15 protein-coding genes are annotated in these 13386 nt (G+C 41.5%); 7 read left to right on the forward strand and 8 right to left on the reverse strand.

The features are described 5' to 3' along the window. Positions 1–23: 23 nt before the first annotated feature. Entirely contained in the window at positions 24–566 is a 543-nt protein-coding gene (locus LN995_RS05730; RefSeq protein ID WP_229959296.1) for an NUDIX domain-containing protein, read from the reverse strand. A 196-nt stretch (positions 567–762) separates the two neighbouring features. On the opposite strand from LN995_RS05730, the gene LN995_RS05735 reads away from it, so the two are divergent. Next, entirely contained in the window at positions 763–1062 is a 300-nt protein-coding gene (locus LN995_RS05735; protein ID WP_229959298.1) for a hypothetical protein, read from the forward strand. 70 nt (positions 1063–1132) lie between these two features. On the opposite strand, the gene LN995_RS05740 is transcribed toward LN995_RS05735, so the two are convergent. From LN995_RS05740 to LN995_RS05755, 4 genes are all read right to left on the reverse strand, one after another. Continuing rightward, on the reverse strand, positions 1133–1456 hold the full coding sequence (locus LN995_RS05740) for a 2Fe-2S iron-sulfur cluster-binding protein (RefSeq protein WP_229959301.1): 324 nt from the start codon (positions 1454–1456) through the stop codon (positions 1133–1135). 2 nt (positions 1457–1458) lie between these two features. Beyond that, on the reverse strand, positions 1459–2469 hold the full coding sequence (locus tag LN995_RS05745) for an NAD(P)/FAD-dependent oxidoreductase (RefSeq protein ID WP_229959303.1): 1011 nt from the start codon (positions 2467–2469) through the stop codon (positions 1459–1461). A gap of 145 nt (positions 2470–2614) precedes the next feature. Further along, positions 2615–3358 carry a DUF72 domain-containing protein gene (locus tag LN995_RS05750; protein WP_229959305.1) on the reverse strand — a complete coding sequence of 248 codons (744 nt, stop codon included), beginning with the start codon at positions 3356–3358 and terminating at the stop codon, positions 2615–2617. 344 nt (positions 3359–3702) lie between these two features. Next, positions 3703–4623 carry an isoaspartyl peptidase/L-asparaginase family protein gene (locus LN995_RS05755; protein WP_229959308.1) on the reverse strand — a complete coding sequence of 307 codons (921 nt, stop codon included), beginning with the start codon at positions 4621–4623 and terminating at the stop codon, positions 3703–3705. A 381-nt stretch (positions 4624–5004) separates the two neighbouring features. On the opposite strand from LN995_RS05755, the gene LN995_RS05760 reads away from it, so the two are divergent. After that, the gene (locus LN995_RS05760; RefSeq protein ID WP_229959310.1) at positions 5005–6177 is read left to right on the forward strand and encodes a hypothetical protein; all 1173 of its coding nucleotides are present in this window, start codon (positions 5005–5007) and stop codon (positions 6175–6177) included. 287 nt (positions 6178–6464) lie between these two features. On the opposite strand, the gene LN995_RS05765 is transcribed toward LN995_RS05760, so the two are convergent. Continuing rightward, positions 6465–6815: an STAS domain-containing protein gene (locus LN995_RS05765; protein ID WP_229959312.1), complete on the reverse strand. Its 351-nt coding sequence runs from the start codon at positions 6813–6815 to the stop codon at positions 6465–6467. Positions 6816–7276: 461 nt separating this feature from the next. Between LN995_RS05765 and LN995_RS05770 the strand changes: the two genes are divergently transcribed. Both LN995_RS05770 and LN995_RS05775 read left to right on the forward strand, forming a co-directional pair. Beyond that, entirely contained in the window at positions 7277–7936 is a 660-nt protein-coding gene (locus LN995_RS05770) for a response regulator transcription factor (RefSeq protein WP_229959314.1), read from the forward strand. A gap of 219 nt (positions 7937–8155) precedes the next feature. Continuing rightward, positions 8156–9487, forward strand: a complete 1332-nt coding sequence (locus tag LN995_RS05775; protein ID WP_229959316.1) for an MFS transporter — start codon at positions 8156–8158, stop codon at positions 9485–9487. Between the two features lie 102 nt (positions 9488–9589). On the opposite strand, the gene LN995_RS05780 is transcribed toward LN995_RS05775, so the two are convergent. Together LN995_RS05780 and LN995_RS05785 are read right to left on the reverse strand one after the other, a co-directional pair. Next, complete coding sequence (locus tag LN995_RS05780) at positions 9590–11239, reverse strand: amidohydrolase (RefSeq protein ID WP_229959318.1); 1650 nt, start codon at positions 11237–11239, stop codon at positions 9590–9592. A 226-nt stretch (positions 11240–11465) separates the two neighbouring features. After that, positions 11466–12239: an AMP nucleosidase gene (locus tag LN995_RS05785; protein ID WP_229959320.1), complete on the reverse strand. Its 774-nt coding sequence runs from the start codon at positions 12237–12239 to the stop codon at positions 11466–11468. A gap of 88 nt (positions 12240–12327) precedes the next feature. Here LN995_RS05785 and LN995_RS05790 point away from each other — a divergent pair, with 88 nt between their 5' ends. From LN995_RS05790 to LN995_RS05800, 3 genes are all read left to right on the forward strand, one after another. Beyond that, positions 12328–12774 carry a type I restriction enzyme HsdR N-terminal domain-containing protein gene (locus LN995_RS05790; RefSeq protein ID WP_229959322.1) on the forward strand — a complete coding sequence of 149 codons (447 nt, stop codon included), beginning with the start codon at positions 12328–12330 and terminating at the stop codon, positions 12772–12774. A gap of 162 nt (positions 12775–12936) precedes the next feature. Next, entirely contained in the window at positions 12937–13107 is a 171-nt protein-coding gene (locus LN995_RS05795) for a hypothetical protein (RefSeq protein ID WP_229959324.1), read from the forward strand. A 77-nt stretch (positions 13108–13184) separates the two neighbouring features. Further along, positions 13185–13343, forward strand: a complete 159-nt coding sequence (locus LN995_RS05800; protein WP_229959326.1) for a hypothetical protein — start codon at positions 13185–13187, stop codon at positions 13341–13343. Positions 13344–13386 lie beyond the last annotated feature (43 nt).

Consider the following 13386-nt stretch of genomic DNA (forward strand, 5'->3'; position numbering starts at 1 on the left):
ACACAGTTCTTGAGATACTGCCTTTAAAGCTTTGCTTCCGGGCTTTTCAGAAATACCTGATGCCGGCTTGCCAGCCACTGTACGGCTATAATGGTTTTGGCATCTAAGAACTTTTTTGTTAGCAGGTCTTCCATGCTCAGGCTAATCACTTTTATCGCCTCATGCTCCTCATCTAAACCACCACCTTTTGATTTTCTTTTACTTACTTCTGCATAAAATAAATGTACTTTTTCAGTGCATGCTCCCGGAGAAGAAAAAAAGTCCCACACATGCTCCAGGTGATCTACGGCATACCCCGATTCCTCTTCTATTTCTTTTCTTATTGTTTTTGCCGGATCACCTTCTTCAACCACCCCGGCAACTGTTTCTAATAATTCCATTTCAGCGCTATAACGGTACTGCTTTACAAAAATGTACTCATCCTTATCCGTGTCATATACAATAGCAGCGGCTGCGTCTCCACTGTCAAATTGTTCTCGTTCGTACGTATCTCCTTTATCTTCTATGGTGAGTTTTCTGAAAGTGTAGAACCCATCATAAATTGTTTCTTTTTGTTTGATTTTCATGCTTTGTCTGTAGTTAAGAGTTTGTCTCTTTTTCAGAACATTTACGTTTTCCAGAGCAGGAGAGATTAACCCGTAGCTGAAATAATGTAGCGATGGTGAAGTGCCTGCGTATAGTACGGGTATGAATAAAGCTGTATTAATAACAAAATTGCAGGGAGTATATTGGGCTGTTACAGGTATATGGCCTTTAATACATATGCCTAGTTTCTTATGGGTGACAGGCCCTAAAGAAGACCTTTGGCTGGTAAGGACAGTAGGACTATTAATAACTGTTATTGGAGCTGTTTTGCTTTTTGCGGGCATCAAGAAGCGGGTAACACCAGAGGTGAAAATTTTAGGCATAGGTGGTGCCGCAGCTATGGCCTTAATCGACTTTTATTATGCATTAAATGATGTTATCTGGGATGTGTATATGCTGGATGGTAGCGCGGAGCTCATCATAATAGCTCTTTGGCTGTGGGCAGGGAATCAAGGAATGGCAAGGGTTAAAGTATAGTTTTTAAGAAAAGAAAAAGCACCTCATTTCGGGAGGTGCTTTCTGTATATTAGAAATTGACTTGTACTTTTTATGCTTCCGGCATCAGGCGTACAACCAAACCATCCAACTCAGGTGTTACCCGTAGCTGACAGGATAGGCGGCTGGTTTCAGTAGCATGCGGAAGCGACTCCAGCATAAAAGCCTCATCATCGCTTGGCTCTGGCAGTTCTCCACTTTCCAATACTTCTACATGGCAGGTGGCGCAAATAGCCATACCTCCACAAATAGCAGGTATATCATATTCACTGGCCTTCAGTATTTCCATTACTGACAGGCCCATGTCAGTGGGAGCTTCTACAGGTACTCTTTCTCCGTTGTCCTGCTCAACATATATTGTTATTGCGTCTTCCATTACTATATTTCCTGTATGCCGTTAACGGTAGTATACTTCAGTACATACTTCTTGTCTGGGTAAACAATATTGTAAGCACTCTGTGCCATCAGGGCGGCTTCATGGAAACCACAAAGTATCAGCTTCAGCTTACCAGGATAGGTGTTAATATCACCGATAGCGTATACGCCAGGTATGTTGGTGGAGTAGTCTACTGTATTTACAACAATAGCATTTTTCTCTAACTCTAATCCCCAGTTGTCTATAGGGCCAAGCTTAGGTACTAACCCAAAAAGCGGAATGAAGTAATCAGTTTCAACTTTATGATGCACTACGCTCTCCAGGTGTACATTAACAGCTTCCAGCTTGTCTTCACCAAACACTTCTGTTACATTAGACTTCAGCATTAGGTTTACTTTACCTTCTTCGGCCAGCGCAGCTACTTTTTCAGCAGATTCTGGTGCGCCGCGGAATGTGGTACCCCTGTGTACCAGTGTTAGTTCTTTACAAACATCTGCCAGAAATATTGTCCAGTCAAGGGCAGAGTCGCCACCACCAGCCAACACTACTCGCTTATCTCTGTATTTCTCAGGGTCCAGCACCATATAGGTAACGCCTTTGCCTTCATAATCCTCAAGGTTTTCGATAGCAGGTTTACGTGGTTCGAAAGAACCTAAGCCACCGGCAATAACTACAGCCTTACACGCTATTTTAGTACCTGCTACAGTTGTTACTATAAAAGAGCCATCCTCTTGCTTATCAAGGTTTTCCACGCGCTCACCTAAGGTAAATGTAGGGTGGAAGGGCTCGATTTGCTTTTGCAGGTTTTTAACAAGGTCACCTGCCAGTACTTCCGGATAGCCTGGTATATCGTAAATTGGTTTCTTAGGATATATTTCAGTAAGCTGGCCACCCACTGCTGGCAATGCATCCACTACGTGGCAGTGCATTTTCAGCAGACCTGCTTCAAATACAGCAAAAAGGCCCACAGGGCCAGCTCCAACAATGCATATATCCGTTTTTATATTCTCCATATATGATAATTAACGTTAAAATACTTGTCGCGACAAATATACTGCCACATGCTTAGCTTGCATAACTCTTTCTGGCTTTTCTTCAGTTATACTCAAAGTATTTGTGAAAGAATGCCAGTGATATACGCATAGGAATGTATAACTGTCAGAGAGATGGTTTTTGTTCCTGTACTAATTCCTGTAGCCTTTTTGCGTTGAAAGCAGCATATCCGTTCTGGTCATTGTCGAAGTAAATGTACACATCGAGGCCTTGCTGCTGCCATTGCAGGCAGTTATTTGCCCACCATGATAATGTTTCGTCGCTATAGCTGCCAGAATACTTATGCTCAGGGCCATGCAACCTTACATAAACGAAATCAGCGGTTACTTCTATGGGCGACATGTGCCACTCCAACTCATAAATACAAAAGGCTGCATTGTGCTGGCACAACAAGTTTAATATTTCTGGTTTATACCAACTTGGGTGACGAAACTCAAAGGTATAGCGATAATAGGGTGGGAGTGCAGCCAGAAAACTTGCCAGCCGCTCTTCGTTTACCTGCCAAAACGGGGGTAGCTGAAAAAGGATAGGGCCTGTTTTCTCCTCCAGTGCATTTACATTCTCAAAAAAGCGGGCTATGCTCTGCTGCGGGTCTTTTAGCTTTTTCATGTGCGTGATAAAGCGGCTCCCTTTTACAGCAAATATAAATTCAGGCGGTACAGATGCCCGCCAGTTAGCGAACGTCTGCGCAGAGGGAAGCTTGTAAAAGGAATTGTTTATCTCTACAGTCCTGAAGAAGTTCATGTAATGATTCGTAAAATCTTTTGGCTTCAGGTCAGGTGGGTAGAAATTGCCCATCCAATGTTTATAGTGCCAGCCAGAGGTTCCTATGTGTATCTTCCGCTCCATAATAAAGCGTATACCACTTTCACATACAGAAGGTTAATGGTAGGTGCTACAGATTCTTCTTATTGTTTATCAGCAGAAGAATTCAGTCAGACTTTGTTTCTAGTTCATTATCAACTAAAGAGTTTTCAAACCCTCAACGTGACTAATGTCTTTCTGTGTGTTTAGTCATTTTTAGGGCTGTAAGTGCTTTACCTGAAGGTTATCTTTTAACTTCTCAGCCTCATAATATCTGCTTTATCTGCTCTTAGTAATCTTAAGTTCAGACAATATTTTAGTGTGCGAACATACATTCATTGATGCGATGCCTTATATGCGCAAGTAAGAGGCTCCACTTATATTAGCTATCAATTACTAATTCCATCTTTGTCTTCTTTCCAAAGGGCTACTACCATTTCCCCGTTGTTAATACGATAAGCTCTTTTCATCATTGTGGTGTTAAAAGCCAGGCTGACATTACCCTTAGGGTCTATGGCAATCAAACCTTTATCTCCCTGCAGGTTCTTATCATAAACTTCTATGGCTTTCTGTGCCGCATTTCGAATGTCTTCGTTGCCATACTTTACCAAGGCGTATACTTCATGGGCTAGCACACCTCGCATAATAACCTCTCCGTCTCCAGTACAACTTACAGCACAAACTTCATTGTTGGCGTAAGTACCTCCACCAAGTATAGGGCTGTCGCCTATACGGCCTTTTAATTGACCGGTAAGTCCTCCGGTGGAAGTAGCAGCAGCCAGGTTCCCGTTCTGGTCTAGGGCAACTGCTCCTACTGTATCGTGTTCGTTTTTTAAAGCTAGCTCCTCCTGCAATGCTTCTTCCTTTTCGTCTGTTTTAAAATATTCCGGTGCTCTAAAAGGTAAATTATATTTTAAAGCATATTCTTCTGCACCTGTTCCCGAAAGAAAAGTATGTTTTGAAGTATCCATTACGATACGGGCTAATGAAATAGGATATTGGATATAGTGTACACCACCGATAGCACCTGCCTGCAGCCCTTTTCCTTCCATAATTGCAGCATCAAATTCTATATCGCCGTCTTTAGTTAAGCTACTACCTATGCCAGCGTTAAACAGCGGGTTTTCTTCCATACTCCTTACAGCAGCCTCTACGGCATCTACCGCACTACCCCTTTTTGCCAATATTTCCCACCCAGCCTGTAATGCTGTTTCAAGCCCATTCCGGTAAGCTCTATCTTTATCAGGATTTACCTTCTTTTTGTCCATGTTTTGAGCCCCTGCATGTATGGCAATAGCAAATTTTTCCATAGCTGTAAGTGATAAATATTTTATGCACGTAAGTGCCTGCGATACCTTTAAAATCAATATTGCAGAGCTACATACGCATCAATAGAAAGATTTTACGGACCTACAGGCAAGAATGGAATGTAAGAAGTTAAAAATCAGTGTTAAAACGGATTTATCAAACAGAGGTAGGTGCTTTGGCCTAATAATATAAAGAACGACTTTGAAAAGTTTATAAAATATTAAGTAATGAAGTTCTCCAATAAAGTTTTAATAAGATATGCTAACTAAATTATTGATTTAATTATTAAGAAGTTTATGTACATAAATTTTAAACCGCACTTAGTCTCTGTCGTTTATAATGATGTATAACGTTCAATTTTTAACCCTAAATCTTAAAAAGCTATGGCAAGAGACAACCAGAATAATTATGAAAGAGGCGACAACGAGTCCTATAATAATTCAGATAACGACAGAGGGTTCTTTGGCCGTGTAGGCGAAACAATAAGTAATGCCTGGGGTAGAGTAACAGGTAACGAAGACGAAGATTACGATAGAAACAGAAACAACGAAGACAGTAACAGACATAACAGAGGCAACTCTGGTGCTGGTACTAGTGGCCCGACTGGCTATGGGGCATCCCGCAATTACTCTTCTCCAAACCGCGGTACTATGGATAGCTTTAGTGGAGGCACACGTTATGGCGAAGGTGGAAGCAACAGCGGGGGAGGCTCTGCTTATGGTCAGTCAAACTACGGATCATCAGGCTATGGCTCCTCTGGCAATACCTTTGGGGGAGGAGGCTCATTTAACTCCGACCGGGGCAGCTCCGACCAGAACAACAGAAGTTATTCTTATGGTTCTTCTATGGGTAACCGTAGTGGAGAGTCTTACCGTCGCGGATCATCATTTGGTACAAGCTCTGACGGAGGTTACACCAGCGATACCAACAGAAATAACTCTGGCTCACCAGGCAGCAATATAACCGGAGGCTATGGCTCAGGCTCTACAGGAGGTTACAGCGGTTCTGGCTATGATGGGGCTAACTACAGCTCGCGCGGACGCTATGTCGGTTCTTCCGACTATGGCTCTATGAGTGGTGGTGATTACGGTTCAATGGGCAGTGATTATGGCTCCAGAGGAAGTAATTATGGCGGGTCAGCTTCAGGTTATAGTTCTGGAAACAGTAATTATGGCTCGGACAGAGACATTTACAGGAGAGGTGGCTATGGCTCCTCTGACTATGGTAACTCACAGAGAGGCTATGGCAGCGGAAGGGGCAATTCGTATGGCGGTAACAGCAGCTATGGCGACAACTCAGATTATGGTTCCTATTCTGCTAATCGTGGTGGGTATGCAGGTAATAGTAACTATAGTAATTACGGACTTTCTTCCGACAACTATGGTGGCAATAACTCTGGAGGAAACTTTAACTACGGTAGCGGAACTATGGGGAGAGGCGACTACAATTCCTATAACAGGAACAGAAGCGGCTATGGCTCATCCATAGGTAGCGATGACTATAGAGGCTCTTCTTACAGAAGAGGTAATTACGACAGAAACGATGATAACCGCTAAGTAAATAGATATTTATATTATAATAAAGGATTGTAGTATCTGCAGTCCTTTATTGTTTTAGTAGAAGCTGCATTTAAAGCAAGGTTAAACTGAGATTCATGTTAATGAATGTGAACGCCTCTTCTATCTCAAGTATGCCAGAGATTTAGGTTTACACGAGCCTAAGGCAAGCAGCAGAACGTCCTAGCGTGCTTAAACAAATGAACATCATCTTTTGCATCTAACAACATTACTTTAATATATCTGATGGAGCACTTGTTCAGGGTGTATACATGCATGCTTACCGTTTATACCTCCTGTCTGTTCCTACAATATATGTAGGCCTCTTTTATAGTAGGTACTATTTTTAAAATGTTGTTAAGGCCGCTGTTCTCAAGCTTCTCCTGTACAACGGGGCAAACATTATATAAAATAAAATTTATATGAACAGCCTCTATCTTACTGGTGTATGATAAGATCATGCGCATAGCTTCAACAGATATAGTGGCCAGGCTGCTGCAGTCTACCCACAGGTTTTTGTGGTTTTCACTGATGGCTTGTTCAAAGGCGTGCCGCATACTTTTGGTATCTTCCGTATCCAAGTCACCATACACCAACACGATAAAACTCTCCGCTAACTTTTGTGTAACTATGGGCATATGCTAAGGTTAATTAAACTTTCTAAAGCAATATTTCCAGTAATTCGTAAAAGGTGAATCGGCTAAATGTCTTTATAAAGATAAGAAATATACAGTAACTTGTTTATCAATATCTTATATAATAAGGCCAGTATGAATATGCTTTTACTATTTACAATTCTGAAACTGTAGCTTTAGTCAAAGGTATACTAACCGATTAGTCTGCTTACCTAGTATAAATACTTGTTTGGGTTGTGAGAAATACTTAAAATAAACTTACATCATTGATTTCTTCTTATTTAGCAACGTGTGTTAAATAAGAATTTCTAATATTTACACTTCGTTAAATAAACCTGTAAAGCATGTTAATATTTAATTCAATGTTAAATATTGACATGCTTTACAGAGCCAGAAACATCAAAAAGCTTTTTAAATTTTCCTGATAAAAGATAAGTGTCTGCACGCTTGTCCTTTTTAAGAACATGATAAATGTTATACTTACAGACGATCACCAAATTATCCGTGATGGAATAAGCGCTCTTCTTGAAATGGAGGAGACAATAAATGTTGTAGGAGAGGCCTCCAATGGAAATGAACTTATAGCATTATTAGCAACAACCCCAGTTGATGTTGTTTTGCTGGATATTAACATGCCGGAAAAAGATGGTTTTGAGACAACAGTATATCTTAGAACTTATCATCCTGATGTTAAAATAATCATACTTACTATGCTAAATAACATAAGTTATGTGCATAGGCTGATGGCAGCAGGTGCTTTGGGTTTCATACTGAAAAGTGCTGGGAGTGAAGAATTATGCGGAGCTATTAAGCTTGTAGCTAAGGGGTTACGATTTGTCTGCGCAGATATAGCCATGCTCTTACTTGATAAAGCACAAGCTAAGGAACTTTTTCCTTCAGCAGAGCAGAAAGGAGATGACAAAGAATATAAAGACCTGTCAAAACGAGAAATAGAGGTGTTAAGTTTAATAGCAGAGGGATATACAAATGCCGAAATAGCTAACAAACTTTTTACCAGCAAGCGGACAATTGAAACACACCGGCAAAACATTCTGGATAAAACGCAATCCAGAAACACGGCGAACCTTATTAAGTATGCCTTAAAGAATGGCATTATTACCTAATTATTTAATTGGGAGAGCAGGGTTGAAGAGAGCTTATTATTTACAAATGTGTTGCAATATTGGTTACGGCACCTTAGTAGCTTAAGCTGAATAAAACTAATGGCAGTAAGCGACTAAAATCCTATCATGAGGGTAATATAAATGCTCCTGATGCTGTACATTTAACACAATCTCAACAGAAGAAAATCTCAGGCAATCGGATTTTTAGTAAATTTCCGAATGCAAAAGAATAATTCTACTGTAACCAAAGCCTGGTGCTTTTATGACTGGGCCAACTCTGTTTACTCGCTGGTTATTACCTCCACCATTTTCCCGATATACTATAGTGCCGTTGCCACAGACCCTGCAACACAAAGTACTATCGTAAATTTCTTTGGCTTTCAGTTACAGAGCTCGGTGTTGTTTTCTTATGCCGTTTCAGCTTCTTTTTTGATTATAGCTGCTTTAAGTCCTTTTTTAACGGCCATTGCAGATTACAGTGGGCGCAAAAAGCTGCTCATGAAGTTATTCTGTTATATAGGGGCTCTGTCTTGTGTCGGATTGTATTTCTTTACCAGGGAAACCTTTAGTATATCAGTAATTTTATTTGTGCTGGCTTCGATCGGGTACAGCGGCAGCATTGTGTTTTACAATGCTTACTTACCAGAGATAGCCACTGAGGATCAATATGATCGCCTTAGTGCGCGGGGCTTTTCGATGGGCTATGTAGGCTCTGTTTTGCTGCTGGTGTTTAACCTGGCTATGATTATGATGCCCGGCTGGTTTGGAATTGCTGCTGATAACACAAGTCTCCCTCCACGTATTGCGTTTCTTACAACTGGTGTGTGGTGGTTTGGGTTTGCGCAATATACATTTTATCACCTGCCTGGCAACTTGTATCATCGTAAGCCTAAAGGAAGCTGGATATTAAACGGCTTTAAAGAACTTAATAAAGTCTTCAATCAGGTAGTGGCACTGCCCTTGCTGAAGCGCTTTCTACTGGCTTACTTTTTCTTTAACATGGGCGTACAAACAGTTATGTATGTGGCTACCATTTTTGGAATAGAAGAATTGCACTTGCCAGATGATGCGCTTATTATTACAATTCTTATCATACAATTAGTTGCCATAGCGGGTGCCTATGCCTTTGCAGCACTGTCGAATAAGTTTGGCAACATAAAAGCACTTATGGTAGCTGTTATTGGGTGGATAGGCATATGTGTGGGAGCCTATTTTATTCAGGGGCAGTTTGATTTTTATGTGTTGGCAGCTGTGGTGGGTACTGTTATGGGAGGCAGCCAGTCCTTGGCCAGATCTACTTACTCTAAACTTATTCCTGCCACTACCCTGGATCATGCTTCTTTCTTTAGCTTTTATGATGTAACAGAAAAAATCTCTATCGTGCTTGGAACGCTTGCTTACGGAGCCATTGCGCAGCTAACAGGTTCTATGCGTAACAGTATATTAGCGTTGATGGCTTTTTTTGCACTTGGCCTGTTGTTTTTATTTCTGATTAAAGACAATAAAAACTTAGCTCCAAAAAAGAAAACAGCAAGCGAAATTATAAGTTGAAGTCATGGATGGTGATAAGCCTCTTTATCTGTAGAAACAAAAAATAAGAGCCACTGTTATTTGCAGTGGCTCTTGTTTTTTTATGATGTCGATTTTTTTAAACTATCTCTTATAAACTTGTTTACCGCCAACATATGTCTGCAGTACTTTTACATTTCGCATCTGTTCCGGAGCTATTGTCATTATATCCTGATCCAGGATAACGAAGTCTGCAAACTTGCCTGCCTCCAAACTGCCTTTCTCCTTTTCCTCAAAGTTTGATTTAGCAGCCCAGATGGTCATACCTCTTAAAGCTGCTTCACGGCTCAGAGCGTTCTCCATCTGGAAACCACCATCAGGATAGTTCTTTGCATCCTGTCGGGCCACTGCCGCATGGAAACCATAAAGTGGGTTAATATCTTCTACAGGGAAATCGCTGCCTAATGGAATGTAGCCATTCTGCTCCAGTAATTCCTCGTATGGATAAGCATGCTTCAAACGCTCGCTTCCTAAACGGTCTCCTGCCCAATACATATCAGAGGTAGCGTGTGTAGGCTGTACAGAAGGAATAACGTTATATCTGCCGAACTTATCCATGTCCTCAGGGTTAACTATCTGCGCATGCTCTATGCGCCAGCGGCGGTCGTTTTTGTCTTTCAGAAGATTACCGTAAATGTCAAGCAGCAAGCGGTTCGCAGAGTCGCCAATGGCATGCGTGTTCATCTGGAAGTTGTGCTCGTACAGTTTTGCAGCTATGTCCCGAAATTCTTGCTCAGACGCCAGTAGGAAACCATGATGTCCGGCTCGGTCTGCGTAAGGCTCTATTAAATTAGCTCCTCTTGAGCCTAAAGCACCATCTGCATAAATTTTAAAAGACCTTACATTAAGTCTGTCTGTTTTATAAGGACCATTTTTAAAGTAGTAGTCTTGGTTTTCCTGCGATGGGTTCAGCATAGCGTAAACGCGCATCTGCATGTCACCTTTCTTCTGCAGTTCGTCCATCAAGTCTACGGTTGCTTTGTCCAGTCCGGCATCATCCAGCGTAGTAATACCAACGGCAAAACAGTTATGTTCGGCATTTAGCAGTGCCTGGCGCTGTTCATCGGCATCTGGTGCAGGAATTTTATCTGTTATCAGGTCTACAGCATTATCAATCAGGATGCCTGTCAGCTTTCCGTTTTCTACCTCCACAACGCCTCCTGTAAGAGTAGTTCCTGCTGTTACGCCTGCCAGGTCAAATGCTTTCTGGTTGGCAAGGGCAGCATGGCCATCTACACGTGTAAGAATAACAGGTGTGTCAGGGAAAAGTAAATCCAGGGTGTCTTTTGTCGGGAACTCTTTTACTGCCCAATCGTTCTGGTCCCAGCCTCTCCCGGTAATCCAGTCTGTGTCAGGGTATTTTTCACGCTGCTCCACCACTTTCTGTACTACTTCTTTATAAGATTCAGTACCCACTAAATCAGCTGACTGAAGTGCAAGGCCATAGCGGTAGAAGTGGCAATGAGCGTCTATAAGACCAGGATAAACAGCTTTACCCTCAGCATCTATTTCTACTGAGGCATTATACTTCTCCCGTACTTCTGACGTGGTGCCTACTGCTATAATTTTACCGTCTTTTACGGCAAAAGCTTGTGCCTTAGTAAAGGCATCATCTACAGTATAAACGTTACCATTGTAAACAATAAGGTCGGCTTGCTGGGTGCTGGTACAGCCGCTTATAAGGGCGCTGCCTAGTAATATAGCGGCAGTAAAGGTGCGCAATGTTTTGGTCATTAATTTAGGGTGTTTAAGTGCATTATTTTAGGCGGATGAAGGAAAGCCTTTCTGCTTCCTGCCAAGACAAGAGAATGTACTAAAGCTGTATTATTGGGAATAGCTTTTACAACTGTATTCTCCAAACTACTTACTAATAGCTTTAAACATCAAACCCAAGGTAAGAAAATAACTCGGGCTATGTCCTTATCTTGGGTTTGATACTGCTCACAGTTTAGCTGCAAGCTTATTCAAAGCGCATATGTTTTACAGATTCTCCTGAGTTGATCAACTCCAGCAAAGAATCAATACCAATGCTTAAGTGTTTTTCTGCAAAATTGGCCGTAACATGCTTGTCGCTCTCTGACGTTTTCACTCCTTCCGGAATCATTGGGTTATCAGAGACGAGTAGCAGTGCGCCATGAGGAATTTCGTTTATGAAGCCAACCGTAAAAATAGTTGCTGTCTCCATATCCACGCCCATTGCTCTTATTTGTCGCAGGTATTCTTTAAATTCCTCGTCATGCTCCCACACGCGACGGTTAGTTGTATATACTGTACCTGTCCAATAATCCATTTCATGCTTTTTTATCATAGATGAAACAGCACGTTGCAGGCGGAAAGATGGAAGTGCCGGAATTTCAGGAGGCATGTAATCATCTGAGGTACCTTCGCCACGAATGGCAGCAATAGGCAGTATTAAATCTCCGATCTGTGTTTTTCTCTTCAAACCACCGCATTTACCTAAAAATAATGCTGCTTTAGGCTTAATGGCAGAAAGTAAGTCCATAACAGTGGCTGCCATAGCACTACCCATACCAAAGTTTACGATGGTTATGTTGTTGGCCGTCGCTGTCTGCATCGGTTTATCCAGACCTTTCAGCTCCACATCAAAACGATCGGCAAACATGCGTACGTAATTTATAAAATTAGTGAGCAGTATATATTCTCCGAATTCCTCCAGTGGCACACCGGTGTAACGGGGGAGCCAGTCGTTTACAATTTCTTCTTTAGTCTTCATGTTATCAATATAAGAAATAGATATAAAAAAGCCGCCTTGGCAGCTGTCACTTACTAGGGCGGACTACAAAAAAGTATAATTTAGCAGGATGGATACGTTAAATCTACCTCCGTTTGATTACAAAATTAAGAAATCTGGCGCTAATTCCCTGATTTTTGATGAACTACGGAAAAAATATGTGGTACTGACGCCGGAGGAGTGGGTGCGGCAGCATTTTCTGCACTACCTGATTCAGGCCCTCCATTACCCTAAAGGCCTTATTAGCGTGGAGCGTGGCACTACCTATAACCGGCTTCAAAAGCGTACTGACCTTTGCGTATATGACCATCATGGAAAGCCACATTTACTTGTGGAATGTAAAGCTGCTCATATTCCTATTACCCAAGAGGTAGTAAAGCAGGTATCTGTTTACAACCAGACATTGCAAGCTAAATATGTGGTGATAACAAACGGGTTACAGCATTTTTGCTGGCACGTTGATTTTAGTGCCCAGCAGTATCACCCGCTACAGGAAGTGCCAGCTTTTAAACCTTAGAACCTCAAATAGCTTCAGAATATCAAAGCCTTGTCTTTATACATACATAACTCTTTCAAACCAGATGTGAATAACACAATGCAGGAGTAAAAATGGTGAAAAATACCTATAAATTAGTATTTTTTTCAAGTTTGTAGAAGATGCATCTTTGTTAAAACAGATATGAATCACAATCTTATGAAGAATGCCTTTACTACTGTAGTTGTCTTGTGCTTAGTTGCGCAGGCCTGTGTTGCGGAGGCTGCCAGTTCTTTAGTCGCATCAAGTAAAGATACGCTTCAAGCAGAAGCAACGGCTATGCTCGGAAGAACTATAAGTATGCTTATGAAGTAGCCAGAGAAATATATGATAATGGAGGTGCAGTTGTTGACTATAGTTATGAAACGTACACTCTTCCTATTCAAAGTTCTATGAAAGGCTTTGGAGGAGGTTTAATGATTGGAGCTCAATGGCTGATTGCCAAAAGAGTTGTACTGTATTGGTATATTATTGGCGCTCACTATGGTAAATTAAAAGGTGATGGCAGTGCAGTAACTGACTTGGATAGTCATAGCGCAAGCGAAAAGTAGGACTTAGAAGATGATCTTGATAGTTTAATAGTAATAGGAGACA

Origin of the sequence: Pontibacter silvestris (assembly GCF_020907275.1) — a bacterium.
Lineage (GTDB): Bacteria > Bacteroidota > Bacteroidia > Cytophagales > Hymenobacteraceae > Pontibacter > Pontibacter silvestris.

Excerpts from the sequence above, each read along its gene's own strand:
- LN995_RS05730 (WP_229959296.1), bottom strand. The coding sequence starts at position 566 with ATGAAAATCAAACAAAAAGAAACAATTTATGATGGGTTCTACACTTTC.
- LN995_RS05735 (WP_229959298.1), top strand. The coding sequence starts at position 763 with ATGCCTAGTTTCTTATGGGTGACAGGCCCTAAAGAAGACCTTTGGCTG.
- LN995_RS05740 (WP_229959301.1), bottom strand. The coding sequence starts at position 1,456 with ATGGAAGACGCAATAACAATATATGTTGAGCAGGACAACGGAGAAAGA.
- LN995_RS05745 (WP_229959303.1), bottom strand. The coding sequence starts at position 2,469 with ATGGAGAATATAAAAACGGATATATGCATTGTTGGAGCTGGCCCTGTG.
- LN995_RS05750 (WP_229959305.1), bottom strand. The coding sequence starts at position 3,358 with ATGGAGCGGAAGATACACATAGGAACCTCTGGCTGGCACTATAAACAT.
- LN995_RS05755 (WP_229959308.1), bottom strand. The coding sequence starts at position 4,623 with ATGGAAAAATTTGCTATTGCCATACATGCAGGGGCTCAAAACATGGAC.
- LN995_RS05760 (WP_229959310.1), top strand. The coding sequence starts at position 5,005 with ATGGCAAGAGACAACCAGAATAATTATGAAAGAGGCGACAACGAGTCC.
- LN995_RS05765 (WP_229959312.1), bottom strand. The coding sequence starts at position 6,815 with ATGCCCATAGTTACACAAAAGTTAGCGGAGAGTTTTATCGTGTTGGTG.
- LN995_RS05770 (WP_229959314.1), top strand. The coding sequence starts at position 7,277 with ATGATAAATGTTATACTTACAGACGATCACCAAATTATCCGTGATGGA.
- LN995_RS05775 (WP_229959316.1), top strand. The coding sequence starts at position 8,156 with ATGCAAAAGAATAATTCTACTGTAACCAAAGCCTGGTGCTTTTATGAC.
- LN995_RS05780 (WP_229959318.1), bottom strand. The coding sequence starts at position 11,239 with ATGACCAAAACATTGCGCACCTTTACTGCCGCTATATTACTAGGCAGC.
- LN995_RS05785 (WP_229959320.1), bottom strand. The coding sequence starts at position 12,239 with ATGAAGACTAAAGAAGAAATTGTAAACGACTGGCTCCCCCGTTACACC.
- LN995_RS05790 (WP_229959322.1), top strand. The coding sequence starts at position 12,328 with ATGGATACGTTAAATCTACCTCCGTTTGATTACAAAATTAAGAAATCT.
- LN995_RS05795 (WP_229959324.1), top strand. The coding sequence starts at position 12,937 with ATGAATCACAATCTTATGAAGAATGCCTTTACTACTGTAGTTGTCTTG.
- LN995_RS05800 (WP_229959326.1), top strand. The coding sequence starts at position 13,185 with ATGAAAGGCTTTGGAGGAGGTTTAATGATTGGAGCTCAATGGCTGATT.